We start from the raw sequence: 17,791 nt of genomic DNA, 5'->3' as shown, positions 1-17,791 counted from the left end.
TTCTCTTGCCTCCCAGGGACCGGCTTGGCAAGGCAAAGCCCTGCTTCTTATGCATTGATGGGCACCGTTGAGCGAGGGACAAGCCCGCAAAATGGTGATATTCGAGCGGCTCGCGACGCCAAGTTAGACCGGGAAGGACGCCTCATGACCCTGCATACTGGACGGCATTTTCTGCAGATTCCGGGACCGACCAACGTGCCGGATCGGGTTCTGCGTGCCATGGACATGCCGACCCTGGACCATCGCGGTCCCGAATTTGCGGAGCTCGGCCATGCGGTGCTGGCGGCCATGCAACGGGTATTCCGGACCAAGCAGCCGGTGATCATTTATCCGTCCTCGGGGACGGGCGCCTGGGAGGCCGCGATCGTCAATACGCTCGCCCCCGGTGACAAGGTGTTGATGTGCGAGACTGGCCAGTTCGCCGTGCTGTGGCGCGGCATTGCCGACAAGTTCAAGCTCGACATCGACTTCGTTCCCGGTGACTGGCGCCACGGGGCCGATCTTGAGCAGATCGACGCGCGGCTATCCGCCGACCGCCAGCACAAGATCAAGGCCGTCATGATCGTCCACAACGAGACCTCCACCGGGTGCGTTACGTACCCCCTCGAGGTTCGCAAGATCATGGATCGGATCAACCATCCGGCGCTCTTGATGGTCGACACCATCTCCGGCCTCGGTTCGCTTGAATATGAACATGACGCCTGGGGCATCGACGTGTCGGTCGCGGGTTCCCAGAAGGGATTGATGCTGCCGCCGGGCCTCGGCTTCAACGCCGTTTCGGAGAAGGCGCTGGCGGTGGCTAAGGCCAATCCGGCGATGCGCTCCTATTGGGACTGGCAGGACGTAATCGCCATCAACAAGGTGGGCACTTGGCCCTATACGCCGGCGACCAACTTGCTGATGGGCCTGAGAGAGGCCGTGAAGATGCTGGAAGAGGAGGGTCTCGAAAATGTCTTCGCCCGCCACAAGCGCCACAGTGCGGCAACGCGCGCGGCGATGAAGACGTGGGGGCTGGAGACCCAGTGTCAGGATCCCCAAGCGCATTCGCCGGCCCTGACCGGCGTGGTGATGCCGGAAGGCCATGACGCCGACAATTTCCGCAAGGTGGTGCTGGGAAACTTCGACATGTCGCTTGGTACCGGCCTCAACAAGATCAAGGGCAAGGTTTTCCGGATCGGCCATATCGGGCACTTCAACGACCTGATGCTGATGGGAACGCTGTCGGGCGTCGAGATGGGGCTGGACCTGGCCAAGGTGCCGCATCGGAGCGGCGGCGTGTTGGCGGCGATGGAGGTGCTCAAGGGCCGCGATGTCCTGCAGATGCCGAAGGCCGCCGTCGCCTGAGCCGGTCCAATAACAACAGAGAGATCGCCATGAACGCCCCGGTCACCGCCAGCGAAGACCTGATCTATTCCGTCGAGGACGGGCTCGCCAAGATCACGTTCAACCGGCCCCAGGCGCGTAACGCCCTGACCTTTGCGATGTACGAGCAGTTGGCCTCGATCTGCGAGAGCATCAATGGGGACCGCTCGATCAAGGCGCTGATTTTGACCGGCACCGGTGACAAGGCTTTTGCCTCCGGTACCGACATCTCGCAATTCCGCGCCTTCAAGACCGCGCAGGACGCGCTTGACTATGAAGCGCGGATCGACCGTGTGCTCGGCGCTCTTGAGCAGTGCAGGGTGCCTGTCATTGCGGCGATTGCCGGAGCCTGCACGGGCGGCGGCGCCGGGATCGCGGCCTGCTGCGACATCCGGATCGGTACCGAAGCGACGCGGATTGGGTTTCCAATTGCGCGCACGCTCGGCAATTGCCTGTCGATGTCGAATATCTCACGCATCGTCGCGCTGATCGGTCCGGCGCGCACCAAGGATATGATTTTCAAGGCGCGCCTGGTTGAGGCACCGGAAGCGCTGGCGCTCGGCTTGCTCAATGAAGTCGTACCCGACGTCGCGACCCTGCAGCGCCGCGCTGACGAGACCGCAAAGCTCATTGCGAGCCACGCGCCGATCACGCTTGAGGTGACCAAGGAGGCGGTGCGCCGCATCCGCCGCACGCTGTCGCGCGATGAGGGAGAGGATCTGATCCTGCGCGCCTATATGAGCGAGGATTTTCGCGAGGGCATGGACGCCTTCCTCAACAAGCGCTCGCCGAACTGGAAGGGCAAGTAGGTATCATCGTCTTTTCTACGGTCGACGCTAGGCGGACGCTGCCACGAGCGCGGTGTGCGCTGGGCGGGCTCGCGGAGAGGACCGATTCCTCGCGATGGCTCTTACAATCTCATCCCAAAGTCAGTAGCAATGTGGCGGTTCGCGGCTTGAACTTCGCGTTCCCAGTCCGCACAATGGCGTCCGCAGGCATGCCCCTGATGTGCCAAATCCAAATAAAGACATAGGGAAGAGACGTGAGACATTTTGCAGGAGCCGCGACCGCTTTGGCGGCCGTTCTTATGACCGCGCCGGCACTTGCTACCTGGGAGCCGACCAAACCGGTCGAGATCGTCGTCGCTGCCGGAGCCGGCGGCGCCTCCGACCAGATGGCGCGCATGATGCAGGCAGCGATCCAGAAGAACAATCTGATGAAGCAGCCGATAGTGGTCTCGCTCAAGGGCGGCGCATCGGGTGCCGAAGCGCTGATGTACATGAAATCGAGCGAGGGTGATCCAAACAAGGTGCTGATCGCCTATTCCCTGATTTACATGCTGCCGCTGTCGGCCAAAATTCCGTTCAACTGGCGTGACCTCACTCCGGTATCGGTAGTCGCGATGGATCAGTTCGTGTTGTGGGACAACGCGTCGGGTCCAAAGACAGTGAAGGAGTTCATTGCGGCGGCGAAGGCTGCATCTTCACCGTTCAAGATGGGCGGCACCGGCTCCAAGCGTGAGGATCATGTACTCACCGTCTTCATGGAGCAGAAGACCGGCGCCAAGTTCTCTTATCTGCCGTACAAGTCCGGCGGAGAGGCGGCGACGCAATTGGTCGGGAATCACACCGAATCCAACGTCAACAATCCCTCCGAGAATCTGGAAGTCTGGCGCGCCGGCCAGGTGCGCGCGCTCTGCGTGTTCGATAAGGAGCGCATCTCCTACAAGACCAAGGTCACCGAAACGCAATCCTGGAACGATATCCCGACCTGCAAGGAAGAGGGGCTCGACGTCCAATACCTGATGCTGCGGGCGATGTTCCTGCCCGGCAAGGTCACGGCCGAGCAGCAGGCATTCTATGTCGACCTGTTCCAGAAAGTGACGCAAACGCCAGAATATAAGGACTATATGGAAAAGCAGGCGCTGAAGCCGATCTTCCTCACCGGCAAGGACATGGTGCAGTTCCTTGAGGAAGACGACAAGCTCAATGCCTCGCTGATGAACGAAGCGGGCTTCGTCGCGAAGTAGCGCGTCTCGGCAGCAGTCGGATTTCCGGTCTCATTTCTCCGCATGGCCGTAGCCGGCCATGCGGATACGGACATTTTCGATCTCTTCGGTAGGCAGCAGGCGCGGTTTCCCGATCTGCAGGCAGCCGTGATACTGCCGCGCCAGCGTTTCGACCTCGACCGCAAGCCACATGGCTCTCGCAAGCGATGGCCCGACGGCGATCATGCCGTGATGTTCGAGCAGGCAGGCCAGCCTTCCATCAAGCGCCTTGACGGCATGCGCCGAAAGTTCGTGCGTGCCGAATGTCGCGTATGGCGCGCAGCGGATCGTGTCGCCGCCGGCGCAGGCGACCATGTAGTGGATCGGCGGGATCTCCAGGCCCATGATGGCGAGGACCGTGCAATAGACGGGATGGGTATGAACCACGGCGTTCACGTCCGGGCGAGCGCGCAGGATATCCAAGTGGAAGCGCCATTCGCTCGATGGCCGCTGCTCTGGATCAAATGAACCGTCGAGGCCCATATAGACGATCTGCTCGGGCCGCATCGTCTCATAGGGTACGCTGGTCGGGGTGATCAGCAGGCCACCCTCGTGCCGCAGGCTGATGTTGCCCGAGGTGCCCTGGTTGATGCCGAGCGCATTCATGCGCAGGCAGGCATCTATGATGGATTGGCGTTTTTCCTTGTCGTTCATGGTTAACCTATCAAACGCCGTTTATGGCCTCGGAGAATGCTTGATTATTGCGTCGCAGTATAGTCGAACATTGCCTCGAAAGTCTGATCGGGAGAGGCCATGACCAGCGCTGTGCTAGGCATTATCGGCGGATCCGGCATCTACGACTTGCCGGGTCTTGAAAACGTCCGCGAGGAGGCGATCAGGAGCCCCTGGGGCGAGCCCTCCGCGCCACTTCGCTTTGGCACCATTGCCGGCCTGCCGATCGTGTTCCTGCCGCGGCACGACAAGGGGCACCGCCTGTCTCCCTCCGACATCAACTACCGGGCCAATATCGATGTCCTGAAGCGGGCAGGGGTCACCGACCTCGTATCGCTGTCGGCCTGCGGCTCGTTCAAGGAGGAACTGCCACCTGGCACTTTCGTGATCATCGATCAATTCGTGGACCGCACCTATAAGCGCGAAAGCTCGTTCTTCGGCAAAGGCTGCGTCGCCCATGTCTCGATGGCGCATCCGGTGTCGCCGCGCCTGCGCATTCATTTGGCCGCCGCCGCAGAGGCCGAAGGCATTCCCTTCGCGCGCGGCGGCACTTATCTGTGCATGGAAGGTCCGCAGTTCTCGAGCCTTGCCGAAAGTCTGACGTACAAGGAACTCGGCTACTCGGTGATCGGCATGACCAACATGCCTGAGGCGAAGCTCGCTCGCGAAGCGGAGATTTGCTACGCGAGCGTCGCGATGGTGACCGACTTCGATTGCTGGCATCCGGATCACGATGCGGTGACCGTGCAGGACATCATTCGCGTGTTTAGTTCGAATGCCGAGAAGGCCAAGGCGCTAGTGGCGCGGCTGGCAAAGGATTTTCCGCGCGAGCATGAGCCGTGTCCAATCGGCTCAGATCGCGCGCTCGAGACCGCGCTGATCACGGCCCCCGAGGCGCGCGATCCGGAACTGCTCAAGAAGCTTGATGCGGTGGCGGCACGGGTACTGCGCTCATGAAGGTCGACGGCCGACATTTTCGCACCATCTGGCTTGAGCCTGACCGCTGGTCCGTCGGCGCCATCGATCAGCGACGGCTGCCACATGAATTTATCATCACGCGTTTAGTTAGCGCCGAGGAGGCTGCGGACGCGATCCGAACCATGCTGGTCCGTGGTGCGCCCCTTATCGGTGCCACCGCCGCTTACGGCATGGCGCTGGCCATGCACGCTGATCCGTCTGACGCGGCCCTGGATCGCGCGTACAAGCTGCTGATCGCGACGCGGCCAACCGCGATCAATCTGAAATGGGCGCTCGACCAGATGGCGGTTGCGCTTCGTCCGCTTGCGCCTTCCGTCCGCGGCGAGGCGGCTTACAAGCGTGCCGGCGAGATCGCCAATGAGGACGTCGGGATCAACCAGGCGATCGGCAGCCACGGCCTCGAAGTGATCGAGGCGATTGCTGCCACCAAGAAAGCCGGCGACACCGTCAACATTTTGACGCACTGCAACGCGGGCTGGCTGGCTACCGTCGACTGGGGGACGGCGACGGCGCCGATCTACCGGGCTCATGACATGGGGCTCAATGTCCATGTCTGGGTCGACGAAACGCGTCCGCGCAATCAGGGGGCCTCGCTCACGGCCTGGGAACTGGGTCACCATGGCGTCCCGCATACCGTAATTCCCGATAACACCGGGGGCCATCTGATGCAGCACGGCATGGTCGATCTGGCGATTGTTGGAACCGACCGGGTCGCAGCCAATGGCGATGTCTGCAACAAGATCGGTACCTACCTGAAGGCGCTCGCCGCGCGCGATAACGGCGTGCCATTCTATGTTGCACTGCCGTCGCCGACCATCGACTTTAGTATCAAGGATGGCCGAGAGATTCCGATCGAACAGCGTGCAGCAAGCGAAGTGACGCATATGAGCGGGCGCACGGCGGACGGGCGAATTGAGATCGTGCGTGTGGTCCCAGAGGGCTCGCCGATCGCCAATTACGGCTTTGACGTCACGCCGGCGCGCCTCGTCACTGGCTTGATTACCGAACGCGGCGTGCTCCGGCCCGATCATGCTGCACTTGCGAGCGCGTTCCCGGAGCGGACTGGTACGCGCTGAGCGCTGCATTGACGCCGGTTGCGTCAGCACGTATCCACGCTGGAGCGCCTGCCTGAGCCGTCCGCCTCATGTCTAATACCGATATTGAAATCGTCGTCGACGATCCGACTGCGCCCGAAGCTAATTCGCCTGCGGTGACCAGCAATCGCGCCGTGGACGCTGTCGTGTCGCTCGTGTTGCTCGCGCTTGCCGTCACGCTCGGATGGGATAATTTGTGCACCGGCGCGGCCTGGGATGCGACGGGCCCTGAGCCGGGCTACTTCCCGTTCTACCTCTCGATCATTCTTGGCGGCGCCAGCCTCTACGGTCTGTTTGCGGCGATGTTCTCGCGCAGGGAGGATTCCGAGACCTTCGTGACGCAAGCACAGCTTCGCCGGGTCATGGTGGTGTTCGTGCCGACGGTCTTGTTCTGCCTCGCCACGCAATTCCTTGGGCTCTATGTTGCGAGCTTCCTTTTGATCTCCGGCTTCATGCGCTTTGTCGGCAAGATCGCGGCGTGGAAGTCTCTGCTCACCGCTTTCATCTTCACCGCCGCGATGTTCGTGACGTTTGACATCGCCTTCGACGTCATCATGCCGAAGGGGCCGCTCGAGGCGGCTCTCGGCTACTAATCGATCGGCGGGACTTTCGGTCATGGAAGCTTTTGGCCTGCTCCTTCACGGCTTCGCCGTTCTCCTCACCTGGAAAACGCTGTTACTGATGATGGTCGGGCTTGTGCTCGGAATTTTCGTCGGCGTACTGCCTGGGCTTGGTGGGCCGAATGGCGTAGCGATCCTGCTGCCGCTGACGTTCACGATGGACCCGACCTCGGCCATCGTGATGCTATCGTGCATCTACTGGGGCGCACTGTTCGGCGGCGCCATTACCTCGATCCTCTTCAACATTCCCGGCGAAGCCTGGTCTGTGGCGACCACGTTTGACGGCTATCCGATGGCGCAGCAGGGCAGGGCGGCGGAAGCACTGACAGCCGCCTTTACCTCGTCCTTCATAGGCTCGCTGGTCGCGGTACTCCTGATCACATTCCTGGCGCCGATGATCTCGTCATTCGCGCTGAAGTTCGGGCCGCCGGAATTCTTTGCAGTCTATCTCCTCACGTTTTGCTCGTTCGTCGGCCTTGGCCGCGAGGCCAAGCACAAGACCGTCATCTCGATGTCGCTTGGCCTCCTGCTGGCCGGCGTCGGTATGGACACCGTATCCGGCCAGCTCCGCATGACCTTTGGCTCTACCGAGCTGCTCCGCGGCATCAACTTCCTGGTCGCGGTCATCGGCCTGTTCGGCATCAGCGAAATCCTGCTGACAATGGAAGAGCGTCTGGCGCTGCGCGGCCACGCCGCCGGCATCAGCCTGCGCGTGGTGCTGTCGGTCTGGAGAGACCTGCCGAAATACTGGGTGACGCTGGTGCGTTCGTCCTTCATCGGTTGCTGGCTTGGAATCACGCCGGGTGGCGCGATCGCCGCCTCGTTCATGGGTTACAACCTCGCCAAACGCTTTGCCAAGGACCAGGACAGTTTTGGCAAGGGCCGTATCGAGGGCGTATTCGCGCCGGAGACGGCGGCGCATGCGTCCGGCACCTCGGCGCTGCTTCCGATGCTTGCGCTTGGAATTCCCGGATCGGGAACCGCCGCCATCCTGCTCGGTGGCTTGATGGTGTGGGGTCTCAATCCGGGTCCGCTCTTGTTCGTCGAACACAAGGATTTCGTCTGGGGCCTGATCGCCTCGATGTATCTCGGCAACGTCGTTGGCCTAGTCCTGGTGCTGACGACGGTGCCGATCTTCGCCTCGATCCTGCGCGTGCCGTTTGCGGCGGTTGCGCCGATGATCGTGGTGTCCTGCGCGATCGGCGCCTACGCGATCCAGAACGCGATGTTCGACATCTGGCTGATGCTGGGCTTTGGCGTGGTGGGTTACGTCTTCAAGAAGATTGGCATTCCTCTGGCGCCGTTCACGCTCGCGTTAGTGCTCGGCAACCGTGCCGAGGATGCGTTCCGGCTATCGATGATCGGTTCCGGCGGCGATATGAAGGTGTTCTGGTCGAACGGGCTCGTCGGTTCGATCACGACGCTCGCAATCGTCCTGTTGTTCTGGCCCTTGATCGACAAGGCGTTTAGCGGCGCCACCCGACGGCTGCGGCCGGCGAAGGCGTAAAGCCTTATACGACCTTGCGCTGTCTGAGCTCGGCGATCTCATCTTTGCTGAAGCCGAACTCCGCCAGCACTTCGTCGGTCTGCTCGCCAAATTCCGGCGGGCGCGCCGCCATGGTGCTTGGCGTCCGCGAGAGCGTCACCGGCTGGCTCACCAGTCGGATGTGGCGGTTCTCTGTGTTCGGCACGTCCCGGGCGATGCCGAGATGTTTCACTTGCGCATCCTCGAACATCTGGTCGATGGAATAGATCGGGCCACAGGGCACGCCGGCTGCGTTCAGCTCGCTCACCCAGGTCTCGGTGGATTTCTTCTGTGTCAGCTCGTTGATCTTCGCATTGAGCGCGTCGCGGTTCTTGGAACGCGCCGGCGCCGTGGCATAGTCGGGATCGCTGATGAGTTCGGGAGCCCCGATCGCCTGTGCGCAGCGTTCCCAGATGCGTCCGCCTGTCGTGGCGATGTTGATGTAACCATCTGACGTCTTGAACACGCCCGTGGGAATCGACGTCGGGTGGTTGTTCCCTGCCTGCCGCGCCACTTCCTTTTCCATCAGCCAGCGCGCGGCCTGGAAATCCAGCATGAAGATCTGCGCCTGCAACAGCGAGGTCTGTACCCATTGACCCTCACCCGATACGTCGCGTTCCAGGAGCGCCGTGAGGATGCCGATCGCGCAGAACAGGCCGGCTGCAAGGTCGGCAACGGGAATACCGACCCGCATTGGGCCGCCGCCGGGCGCGCCGGTTACTGACATCAGTCCGCCCATGCCCTGCGCAATCTGATCGAACCCCGGGCGTTTGTGGTAGGGCCCGTCCTGGCCGAAGCCGGAGATGCTGCCATAGACAATGCGCGGATTGATTTGGCGGAGACTCTCGTAGTCGATGCCGAGCTTGGCTTTGACATCAGGCCGGAAATTCTCAACCACAACGTCAGCCTGTTCGGCCAGCCGCTTGAATACTTCGAGACCTTTCGGATCCTTGAGATTGAGCGTCATCGCGCGCTTGTTGCGGTGCAAGTTCTGGAAGTCCGAGCCATGCCGTGGGCCGCCCGGTTGCTCGCCGCCAGCGTCCTCCGTCAAGGCATCGATCTTGATGACATTGGCGCCCCAGTCCGCGAGCTGCCGCACACAGGTGGGGCCGGAGCGGACGCGGGTGAGGTCGAGAACGGTGAATCGGGACAGGGCTTGCGATGCATGCGGGACGGGCATTACGGGGGGCTCCGGATCGAACGGCGGCGCTACAATAGCGCCGGACAACCTCCCGGCAAGGTCCGCCTCCCGCCGGCAACGGCATGGCGGACTTGATGTTTTGAGTGGGTTGGCGGGGATCGTGCAGGAAAGCGGCCGGGATCCGTTTTAGGGACACCCGCAAGGCTGGGTGCACTTTCCATATCCGGGTGGCCACTCCGCGCCAGTTGGCTTCTGCGGCCCGTTGTGGGCTGTGAGAGCCAGCTTGCCGCATGTTTCGGCACGAGGGCCAAGTATCGACATCCCATCGGGTTGCTGCTAGCCCCCTCTGTACGCCAAAGAGGTCCCCGGACTTGATCGAAGAGCCAAACGCGCGCGGCAGAGAGAATGTCCCCGCGGGCATTTCGCCCCCGACCCGGGCACGAAGACTGCTTGCGGGTTGGTCCGCCAGCATTTTCCAGATGGTGCTCGGGATCATCCAGCAGGTCGCGCTGGTTCCTGTCTTTCTGCATTTCTGGAGCGGCGAGGAGCTGGCCGCCTGGTTCGTCATCTATGCGATCGGCAACCTTGTGCTGGTCGCAGATGGCGGCCTGCAGCTTCGTGCCATCAACCGCTTCTTCTCATTCAAGTCCAGCGTTGATTGCGACGGCCGCACCGCGACATTCTATGCTGCGATAATGCGACTCTACCTTTGGCTTAGCGTCGTGCTCGTCGGTCTGGTGCTGGCAGCGGTGCTGGCTGTTTCGCCGTCCACGGTGTTCCGGTTCGAGGCGATCGAGAATTTCGATGCTGCCTTTGTGGCGATGACGGCGGGTATGCTGCTCACGCTTCCGGCGGGTCTGGTGTCGGCACTCTATCGGGCGCGGGGCCTGTACGGCCGCGCTGTCTGGTTGCAGAGCTTCGGAACGCTGATCGGACAGGTCGCGCAGTTGGTTGCGATCGCTGCGACAGCAAGCTTGTTTGCCGTCACGTTCGCCTATGTCGCGATGCAGATATTGATTGCGGTCTATCTGATCACCATCGATGCGCCGCGCTTGCATCCATTCCTGCGCAAGGCGCGGGGCAGACGTCCGATACGCTGGATGGTCGGTCAGCTACGCAAGGCGGCGCCGTTCGGAATCGCTGGCGCGACCGAGCTGGCGCTGATGAACCTCCCGGTGCTCCTGGTCAGCGCGCTGGTGGCCGATCGCGTCGCTGTCGCACAATGGGGGTTGATCCGCGTTGCGGCTGGGCTATTGCGGGCGCTCTGCCTGCAGGTGACTCTTCCGCTGGCTGCTGAACTCGGCCACGACTATGCTGTTGGTGCGACCGAACGGTTGCGCGTGCTCTATGCCCGCGGTTCGGTATTTGTGGCGGTGCTCGCCAGTGCGGTCGTGTCGGGACTGTTGCCGTTTTGGCCTGATTTCTTCGTGCTCTGGACCCGCGGCGCCATTCCCTACGATCCGTTGCTGGCAAAGACGATGCTGATCGGCACCAGCATGGCCGCGCCCGCGATCCTGGCGCTAAGCTATGCCAATTACAGCAACCGGGCCGATCTTCTTGTACGCAGCAAGGGGCTGCAGCTCGTTGTCTTTCTCGTCTTATCGCTGCTGCTGATCCCGCAACTGGGCCCGCTGGGCGCGGCGGCCGCGATCGTAGCGAGCGATCTCCTGGTTCAGTTCGGCCTGTTGACGCTTGTCATCATGCGTCAAACGCTCAAGCACCCGTTCCGTCACCTGATGTTTCTGGCGGGGGTCATGGGTGCGACGATAGTGGCTGGATGGGGGTTGGGAATTATGATCCGTTCCACGATACCCTGGACTGGCATGCAGCGCTTCGTCGCGGAATGTGCGATCTGGCTGGCGGTTGCAGGAGTGGCGGCGATCCCCCTGCTGATTGGAAATATCCGCGCAAAGACAATCGCGATTATTCCCCGATAGGAACGCGTGCGGTCCTCAATAGATCCGAGGGTAGCGGCGGTATCGAAGTCTCAGAAGGTGTTGCGCGAACTCGCGATGTCCGTCGTCGATCTGGCGCGCAAAATATTCGAGCCTCTCTTTGCCCGCGGTGGCGAGCCGGGCACGTTCCTCGGGTAGGCTGGCCTTGACGATGGCTTCTGCCAGCGAAGCGGGATTGTCGTAATCGAACAGAATGGCGGCATCGCCGGCTTGCGCCTCGAAGTCTTCGGGATAGATCACGGGCGTGCCAACCGACCAGGCTTCGAGCGGCGGCAGATTGGTAGGACCGAAGTAGCTTGCCATCACCAGTGCTGCTGCGTTGCGATAGAGCGGGGCGAGTTCGATAGAGGGAACAAAGCCGAGGATACGCACGCGGTCGCCAAGGCCGAGTTGCGCGGCTAAGGCTTCGATTGCGTTACGCGAACCGCGATCCGATCCGCATAGCACCAGCGTTGTCTGTATCCCGTGCTTTTGCAGCAAACTCATCGCCAGCAGGATGGTTGCGTGATTCTTATGAGACCAGAACTGGGCGGGGTAGAAGAGATAACCGGGCTCTAGGCCGTACTTTCGCAGGATCGCGGCGTCCGCGTCCGTTTGCTCGCCAGCCGAAATCGAGCGTGCCACATAGGGCGATGGCGAAAACGGGATACAAACCGCGCGATCCTGTTCCATCGCGTAGCGACGGCACAGCGCATCAATCACCTCTTTGGCGTTGGCGACGACCAAAGCCGCCTTGGTGCTGGCGCTGCGAAAGACGATTTCGCGACGTTCGAACTCGGCGAATTCACGCGCCTCGTCGAATTCCGGCGAATCGCGATGGCAACCGTCGAATATCGTGATGATGAAAGGCAGCTTGTAGAGCACGAGTTGCCAGTTCGATGTCGTCAGGAAATAGACGATATCGACATGCTCCCGGATCAGCCGCTTCTCAAAGGGCGGGCATAAGTGCAACGCGTACTGCAGGAGGTCGAACCACCCGCAATATTTCAGGAACAGGAACAGCCGGTCGAACCAACCAATCCGCAACAGCGTGGCCTCGATGCCGAGTTCGGACAGGATGGCGATGTTGTTGGGCTGGGTGGTGAAGACGGTCACGTCAATATCGACTGTCTTCGCCCAGCCGCGGAGCCATGCGATATCGCTAAGCCCTTGCTGGAAGCCGCCGCCGACCTCGAGTGGCAACTCCAGCACGACGCCAACGTGAAACTGCTTCACGGTTGAACCGTCTTTTTCCTGGCGATGGAATAAGCCGCCCAGTCTCGCGAGTTCGGCGGGCTGGTCGTCGACAGCCACGCATAGTGACCGATTGGCTCGAAACCGGTCGCGCCGAGAAGCGCCTCGACCTCGAACGGAAACCAGTAGCGGAGGTAGTGTGCTTCGTCGATCCGATGGATCGTCGATTGCGCAATGTCCTCGCAGAACAGCGTGTAGTTGACCTGAACGGTCGCGCTGGCCTCATTATGGTTGGACTGGGCGATCCGGGTGATGCGCAGCGGCGCGCGTTCAACGACCTTGACGCGGGTTTCAACGCTTTGCGCGAGTACGGCGCCGCCATACCAATAGTCGAACAGGAGAATACCGCCCGGCTTGAGTGCGATGGCTGCACTCGCCAGCATGTTCTGAAGTCTTCCCCGGCTGGTCTGGTAGCTCGCCACATGGAACAGGGCGACCGCGGCGTCGAAATCCCGCTCCGGGCCGGATTCGCAGACGTCCCCCTGCCGGAATCGAACGTGTTCCGAACCGCCTCCCGTACGCGCCTCGGCCCGGCGGATCATGTCTGCGCTGATGTCGACACCGGTGACTGTCCATCCCATGCGCGCGAACTCATGGGCGTGCACGCCGGTGCCGCAACCGAGATCGAGCAACGTACCGGGCGTAGCGCCATGACGACGGAGTTGCACGTCCACAAAGGATGCTTCCGCGGCATAATCCTTGTCCTGATAGAGCAGGTCATACCACGGCGCGTAGCGTTCGAAGGCGCTCAAGCAAGGATCTCCTTCAGCGCCTGTGCGGATCGCACCATCTGGTCGTCCGTCAATCCAAGGCCGCTCGGAAGATAGAAGCCGCGGCGCGCGATCCGTTCCGCGTGAGGATGCGAGTCGCTCGCGAACAGGCCGGCTCTGCGCAGGACGGGCTGTTCATGCATGCACCAAAAGAAGGGACGGGTGCCGATGCCCTTGCCGGCGAGCCGGCGCATCGCTTCCTTGGCGTCGAACTCGACCGCGTCTTTCAGGACGACGCCATACACCCAATAGATGTTGTCAGCGTAGTTGGTACGGGGGATAGGGCGCTGGATCAGATCGACCCCTTCCAGAAGCTCGTCATAGCGTCGGCCGGTCCGGCGCTTGATGTCGATCATCTCGCCTAGCCGCTCGGTCTGGGCGACGCCGAGAGCGGCCTGCAGGTTGGTCATGCGCGCGTTCCATCCAAGCTCGTCATGGACAAAGCGCTGCTCGGGCTTGAAGCAGAGATTGCGGAGACTGCGCAGCCGGTCGGCGAGTTGCGCGTCATCGGTCAGGATCATCCCCCCTTCGCCTGTCGTGACGTGCTTATTCGGATAGAAGCTGAACGTGCTCACGTCTCCAAAACTGCCGCAGGGCTGGCCGCGATAAGTCTGGCCGTGCATCTCGGCGGCGTCCTCGATCACGCGAAGGTCATGCTTGCGCGCAAGCTCAAGGATCGGGTCGAGATCGACCGGCAGGCCATAGATATGCACCACCATGATCGCGCGGGTTCTTGGCGTGATCGCCGCTTCCACTGCGTCCGAAGTCATATTCCAGGTGTTCGGATCACAGTCGACCACGACGGGAACAAGTCCGGCGCGGATCACCGCGGATGCGCAACTGATGATCGTAAACGTCGGGATGATGACTTCGCTGCCCGGCTCGAGCGAGAGTGTGTGGACGGCAATATCGAGCGCAACGGATCCGTTGGTGACGGCGACGCCGTGACGGCGTCCCGCGATCTGCGCCATCGCCGCCTCAAACCGCGGAATGAATGGACCTTCCGAAGATATCCATCCGGTGCGAACGCACTCGGCCAGATATTCAGCTTCGTTTCCGTTCAGGAGCGGCGTGTTGACTGGAACGAAATCCTGCGTCACGCAATCGGACCCTTGATCCGCTTCACCACAGCCGGCGCCTCGGGGAAGCGCGTCTTGTCGCCTTCGCCCGCGTAGGGACCCTGCTTGATTTCAATCATCTCAAGCGGTTCCAGCACTTCGAATCCATGGGCGCCGCTGCAAAGAAGAATGATGTCTCCGGCCGAGAGCACGCGGCTCTCCAGATATTCTTCGCTCTCGGTGTAGAAGTCGACCTGCAGCTTGCCTTTCTGGATCACCAGCACTTCCTGGGTGTAGTGAACCTCGCGCGTCACCTTGTTGTGCCGATGCGGAGCAATGCTCTTGCCCTTGGGGTGGCTCATATAGGCAAGCTGCTGCGACAATTCAGGCGTGGAGAAAAATGTGATCCCCGGTTCCCGAAAGGAGGCGCGAACAATGATCGCGTAAAGCTGATCGTTAAAGCGACAGTGTTCGACGCTATCCATCGGCCGGCCGAAAAAGGTGAGTAAAATCAACCGCAAAGCGGCTATTTTGAGGGCAATGTGGCTGCTTTGCCCCCCGGCGTCAAGGAAATATTCCGTCCATCCTGTCGCGGCGGAGGGGTCACGAATTTTCGACGGCTGCCAGGATTCCGCGGGTTCGTTCGCGGTAATTGTGCGCCGTCAGCGTGCGGCGCTGACCGGCAGCAGCGATCTCCTTTCGTGCCGCATCGTCGGCGAGATATCGCTCGATCTTTTCAATGCAGTCGTCGATCGAGCGCCACGCCACGACTTCGCGGCCCGGGTCGAACAGCGTGTGCAGATTCTCCTTGAGGTCGGTGAGCAGAAACGTGCCGACGCCGGTCGCTTCGAACAGCCGCACATTTCCGGCCTCCTGGCCGGCCATGTCGATGTGGGAGTTCAGCGTGATGCGCGAGCGCCGTAGCGCCTGATACATCTCAGTGCCCCAGGCTTCGCCTTGAAAACAGCGATGCAGGGGAGAGGAGGCGGGGAGGCCTGGCGCGATATTGCCGAACAGTTTGAGGTCGTAGCGCGCGGCAACCGCCTCCAATAGTGCGATCCGTTGCTGATGATCGGCTGAGACGGTGCCGACGAAGGAGACGTCGACATCCTGCGCCGGCACCGGAGGTAACGCATCGAGGATGGCGGGCTCGAAGGCGAGATGGCTGACCTCGGCGCGGACGCCCTGGCCTCGGAAAAACTCGACCGTGGCGACCAGTTGGGAGATCAACAGGTCATAAACCCGCCAGTCCTCGCCACGGGTCGGCGAAATCCCGATCTGGCCGACCAGTTTAGGCTTGCCAATTCCCTTGATGCGACGCATCAGCGGGGTATCGATGTGAAACGTGTCCTGGTTCAGCACCAGATCCGGCCTGAAATCCTCGATCTGGGCGAGCAGGATTTTTTCCGCCTGCGCGTCGAGCTTTGGGCTGAGTCCAATCTTGCGAGCGAACGGCCTCAACATCGGCTTGAACGGCGCGACCGCCTGCAGCAGCCAAGCAGGAAGCCTGTTGCTGGCGCCCATGGCCGGCTCGGAGACTGCCACGGCCATGCCATGCTCCCGCGCCCAGGCTGCCTGCAGCCAGGGGTTATTGACGTGGATCTCCGCTGCGGAGTGGCTCAGCGCGGCGAAATTCCTCGAGTAGAAGTCGGCGACACCGAACAGGCTCCGGTTGCGCGCGCTCATTTGGCCGGCGTAGGACGCATTCGCAAGGCCAGCCTCGCGGCGATAGAGCCAGGCCAGGAAGCTCGGGTAGTCCGCATTGAGTATCAGGATACGCATGATTTGCTGGATGCGCGGGACACGACGCGTCGAGCCGGTCGCGCGGAATCGAGTTTCTCCTCAGCACTATTCGCTGACGGAATGAAGGTTGTGCGGCGTAATGTACCAAAGCAGATACAGGATCGCCAGACCATGCGTTAGCAAGACAGTCGACAGCGGGACGTTGAGCAGGACCTGAGCCACGATCGCGCTTGAGGTGAGAATAAAGCGCGGCGGGAATCCCGCAGACAGCCGGCTCCCCAGAGCAATGATCAATCCGCACAGGAAAATGGCAACTGGAGCAAGATAGGGGCCCGCCGACGCAATGCCTTCAGTAGCAAACAACGAGGCATTGAAGAAACCAAGGTGATAGGTTTGCTGCATCAGCACGGACAGCGGCTCTTGATACGCGCATGACACAAAAGGTTTGATGATCCAAATCTGGCAGAAGTGGGTAAAGCCGTGGGTTGAAAAATAGTGGCTGTAGAAGTCCAAGGCCGTGGACGGTATCGCAATCATTCGAAAGTTCACAAGCAGAAAGTAGGACGTGGCTCCGAACATCACAAGGAGGATTCCGGAGAGCGTCGGCAGAAGCAACGAAAGGACTATAGATGTTCTGGCTTCGAGGAGCGAGGCCAACAGCGCCATGAAGATAAGCCAAAATGGCGCGAACAAGGCCACCTTTGCCAGAGTGATAGGATAAAGAAGAAGCAAGAGCAATAGAGCAGCTGTCGCGCCCCAACGGTTCCTGCGCTCGAGAAAAGCCGCGAACGCGAATGGTAGAAGGACGGTCGAGTTGATCGAAAGTAGATACCTTAGTGGGCTGGGAAAATTGAGATCGTTTCGGAAGTCATAAATTGATAAAACGCTCACTAGCCTGAAGTTGTAGTAGGCGCCAGCCGCCACTGTGACTGCGGCGACCAGGAGTATGAAAGTTAATGCCGTGTCGCTACCCCGCTTTGAGAGCACAAACGTCTGTTTGATGGGCGACGAAATGAATAAGGCAGGAAGAACAAACGCAAATGTGGAGGCCGCAACAGAGGCCCCGTACAGTATGTGGTCATAGTTTAGGTCTGAAAAAGAATTCAGCCACATGTACCCGAGCGCCATCATGTAAAGGTAGAATGCGATGACGTAGCCAAAGCTGATACGCGCCAGGCAAAAAAGAATCGCGAAGGGTGCCAGAATCCCTACGCAAAGAATTGCGGTCAGCAAGTTGTTCGCATCATACCGTATATGAAAGGCGGCGGGATCTAATTTGGCCGGATCAAGTAACGGGACAATCGACTTGACCTTTGCGATAGCAACGAGATTCAAGCATTGAATTGCGATTTGAGCGCACAATAGGACAAACAAACCATAGAAAGCGCACTTATGAGTGAGCACCAAATGAACTTTGCTGATTCTGGTCTGACCATGGAGCATGAGCTTGAAAGCAATCGGTTGCGAGTGGCTAGCAGTCGAACTAGTGTCGTTCTTGCATCCTATCAGCTTCGCTAACACGGCAGAAGATGGAGTAAGCTTCTAGGTGTGCTCAAGTATTCTGATGTGAGCCGATGGATACTGAAGAACTGT

At 60.7% G+C, this 17,791-nt stretch carries 16 protein-coding genes; 8 read left to right on the top strand and 8 right to left on the bottom strand.

Features of this window, described 5'->3' with window-relative positions:
- The first annotated feature begins 144 nt into the window (after window positions 1-144).
- The 3 genes from OZ411_RS09200 (at window position 145) to OZ411_RS09190 (ending at window position 3,391) form a co-directional block, all read left to right on the top strand.
- Window positions 145-1,344, top strand: a complete 1,200-nt coding sequence (locus OZ411_RS09200) for an aminotransferase class V-fold PLP-dependent enzyme (protein WP_282527680.1) — start codon at window positions 145-147, stop codon at window positions 1,342-1,344.
- Window positions 1,345-1,373: 29 nt separating this feature from the next.
- Window positions 1,374-2,171, top strand: coding sequence for an enoyl-CoA hydratase/isomerase family protein (locus tag OZ411_RS09195; RefSeq protein WP_282527679.1), 798 nt, complete (start codon window positions 1,374-1,376; stop codon window positions 2,169-2,171).
- A 278-nt stretch (window positions 2,172-2,449) separates the two neighbouring features.
- A complete protein-coding gene (locus OZ411_RS09190) occupies window positions 2,450-3,391 on the top strand; it encodes a tripartite tricarboxylate transporter substrate-binding protein (protein WP_130577105.1) in 942 nt (313 codons plus the stop codon).
- A 30-nt stretch (window positions 3,392-3,421) separates the two neighbouring features.
- On the opposite strand, the gene OZ411_RS09185 is transcribed toward OZ411_RS09190, so the two are convergent.
- Window positions 3,422-4,063, bottom strand: a complete 642-nt coding sequence (locus OZ411_RS09185; RefSeq protein WP_282527678.1) for a class II aldolase/adducin family protein — start codon at window positions 4,061-4,063, stop codon at window positions 3,422-3,424.
- Between the two features lie 99 nt (window positions 4,064-4,162).
- Here OZ411_RS09185 and OZ411_RS09180 point away from each other — a divergent pair, with 99 nt between their 5' ends.
- The 4 genes from OZ411_RS09180 (at window position 4,163) to OZ411_RS09165 (ending at window position 8,280) form a co-directional block, all read left to right on the top strand.
- Entirely contained in the window at window positions 4,163-5,038 is an 876-nt protein-coding gene (locus OZ411_RS09180) for an S-methyl-5'-thioadenosine phosphorylase (RefSeq protein ID WP_282527677.1), read from the top strand.
- Complete coding sequence (gene mtnA, locus OZ411_RS09175; protein WP_282527676.1) at window positions 5,035-6,135, top strand: S-methyl-5-thioribose-1-phosphate isomerase; 1,101 nt, start codon at window positions 5,035-5,037, stop codon at window positions 6,133-6,135. The genes OZ411_RS09180 and mtnA overlap by 4 nt, the downstream gene beginning before the upstream one ends.
- A gap of 68 nt (window positions 6,136-6,203) precedes the next feature.
- Complete coding sequence (locus tag OZ411_RS09170; protein WP_282527675.1) at window positions 6,204-6,746, top strand: tripartite tricarboxylate transporter TctB family protein; 543 nt, start codon at window positions 6,204-6,206, stop codon at window positions 6,744-6,746.
- A gap of 22 nt (window positions 6,747-6,768) precedes the next feature.
- Window positions 6,769-8,280 carry a tripartite tricarboxylate transporter permease gene (locus OZ411_RS09165; RefSeq protein WP_282527674.1) on the top strand — a complete coding sequence of 504 codons (1,512 nt, stop codon included), beginning with the start codon at window positions 6,769-6,771 and terminating at the stop codon, window positions 8,278-8,280.
- 4 nt (window positions 8,281-8,284) lie between these two features.
- Here the strand turns inward: OZ411_RS09165 and OZ411_RS09160 are convergent, their stop codons facing one another.
- Window positions 8,285-9,478 (bottom strand): CoA transferase, encoded by a 1,194-nt coding sequence (locus tag OZ411_RS09160; protein ID WP_282527673.1) that lies wholly within the window; start codon window positions 9,476-9,478, stop codon window positions 8,285-8,287.
- Between the two features lie 440 nt (window positions 9,479-9,918).
- Here OZ411_RS09160 and OZ411_RS09155 point away from each other — a divergent pair, with 440 nt between their 5' ends.
- Complete coding sequence (locus tag OZ411_RS09155) at window positions 9,919-11,376, top strand: polysaccharide biosynthesis C-terminal domain-containing protein (RefSeq protein WP_282527672.1); 1,458 nt, start codon at window positions 9,919-9,921, stop codon at window positions 11,374-11,376.
- A gap of 15 nt (window positions 11,377-11,391) precedes the next feature.
- Here the strand turns inward: OZ411_RS09155 and OZ411_RS09150 are convergent, their stop codons facing one another.
- From OZ411_RS09150 to OZ411_RS09125, 6 genes are all read right to left on the bottom strand, one after another.
- Window positions 11,392-12,609, bottom strand: a complete 1,218-nt coding sequence (locus OZ411_RS09150) for a glycosyltransferase (RefSeq protein WP_282527671.1) — start codon at window positions 12,607-12,609, stop codon at window positions 11,392-11,394.
- Window positions 12,606-13,379, bottom strand: a complete 774-nt coding sequence (locus OZ411_RS09145) for a class I SAM-dependent methyltransferase (protein WP_282527670.1) — start codon at window positions 13,377-13,379, stop codon at window positions 12,606-12,608. The genes OZ411_RS09150 and OZ411_RS09145 overlap by 4 nt, the downstream gene beginning before the upstream one ends.
- Entirely contained in the window at window positions 13,376-14,497 is a 1,122-nt protein-coding gene (locus tag OZ411_RS09140) for a DegT/DnrJ/EryC1/StrS family aminotransferase (RefSeq protein ID WP_282527669.1), read from the bottom strand. Before OZ411_RS09140 ends, OZ411_RS09145 begins: the two co-directional genes overlap by 4 nt.
- Window positions 14,494-14,940, bottom strand: coding sequence for a hypothetical protein (locus OZ411_RS09135; RefSeq protein ID WP_130579477.1), 447 nt, complete (start codon window positions 14,938-14,940; stop codon window positions 14,494-14,496). Before OZ411_RS09135 ends, OZ411_RS09140 begins: the two co-directional genes overlap by 4 nt.
- Window positions 14,941-15,058: 118 nt before the next feature.
- The gene (locus tag OZ411_RS09130) at window positions 15,059-16,237 is read right to left on the bottom strand and encodes a glycosyltransferase (protein WP_282527668.1); all 1,179 of its coding nucleotides are present in this window, start codon (window positions 16,235-16,237) and stop codon (window positions 15,059-15,061) included.
- A 66-nt stretch (window positions 16,238-16,303) separates the two neighbouring features.
- Entirely contained in the window at window positions 16,304-17,533 is a 1,230-nt protein-coding gene (locus OZ411_RS09125; protein WP_282527667.1) for a hypothetical protein, read from the bottom strand.
- Window positions 17,534-17,791: the final 258 nt, after the last annotated feature.

Origin of the sequence: Bradyrhizobium sp. Arg237L, from assembly GCF_029990105.1 — a bacterium.
Taxonomy (GTDB): domain Bacteria; phylum Pseudomonadota; class Alphaproteobacteria; order Rhizobiales; family Xanthobacteraceae; genus Bradyrhizobium.
This window is presented reverse-complemented; position numbering and strand designations above follow the sequence as displayed.

Bases quoted from the DNA above. Each gene is read 5' to 3' on its own strand.
- OZ411_RS09130 (WP_282527668.1), bottom strand. From the start codon at position 16,237: ATGCGTATCCTGATACTCAATGCGGACTACCCGAGCTTCCTGGCCTGG.
- OZ411_RS09155 (WP_282527672.1), top strand. From the start codon at position 9,919: ATGGTGCTCGGGATCATCCAGCAGGTCGCGCTGGTTCCTGTCTTTCTG.
- OZ411_RS09135 (WP_130579477.1), bottom strand. From the start codon at position 14,940: ATGGATAGCGTCGAACACTGTCGCTTTAACGATCAGCTTTACGCGATC.
- OZ411_RS09185 (WP_282527678.1), bottom strand. From the start codon at position 4,063: ATGAACGACAAGGAAAAACGCCAATCCATCATAGATGCCTGCCTGCGC.
- OZ411_RS09190 (WP_130577105.1), top strand. From the start codon at position 2,450: ATGACCGCGCCGGCACTTGCTACCTGGGAGCCGACCAAACCGGTCGAG.
- OZ411_RS09165 (WP_282527674.1), top strand. From the start codon at position 6,769: ATGGAAGCTTTTGGCCTGCTCCTTCACGGCTTCGCCGTTCTCCTCACC.
- OZ411_RS09170 (WP_282527675.1), top strand. From the start codon at position 6,204: ATGTCTAATACCGATATTGAAATCGTCGTCGACGATCCGACTGCGCCC.
- OZ411_RS09195 (WP_282527679.1), top strand. From the start codon at position 1,374: ATGAACGCCCCGGTCACCGCCAGCGAAGACCTGATCTATTCCGTCGAG.
- OZ411_RS09180 (WP_282527677.1), top strand. From the start codon at position 4,163: ATGACCAGCGCTGTGCTAGGCATTATCGGCGGATCCGGCATCTACGAC.
- OZ411_RS09200 (WP_282527680.1), top strand. From the start codon at position 145: ATGACCCTGCATACTGGACGGCATTTTCTGCAGATTCCGGGACCGACC.
- OZ411_RS09160 (WP_282527673.1), bottom strand. From the start codon at position 9,478: ATGCCCGTCCCGCATGCATCGCAAGCCCTGTCCCGATTCACCGTTCTC.
- mtnA (WP_282527676.1), top strand. From the start codon at position 5,035: ATGAAGGTCGACGGCCGACATTTTCGCACCATCTGGCTTGAGCCTGAC.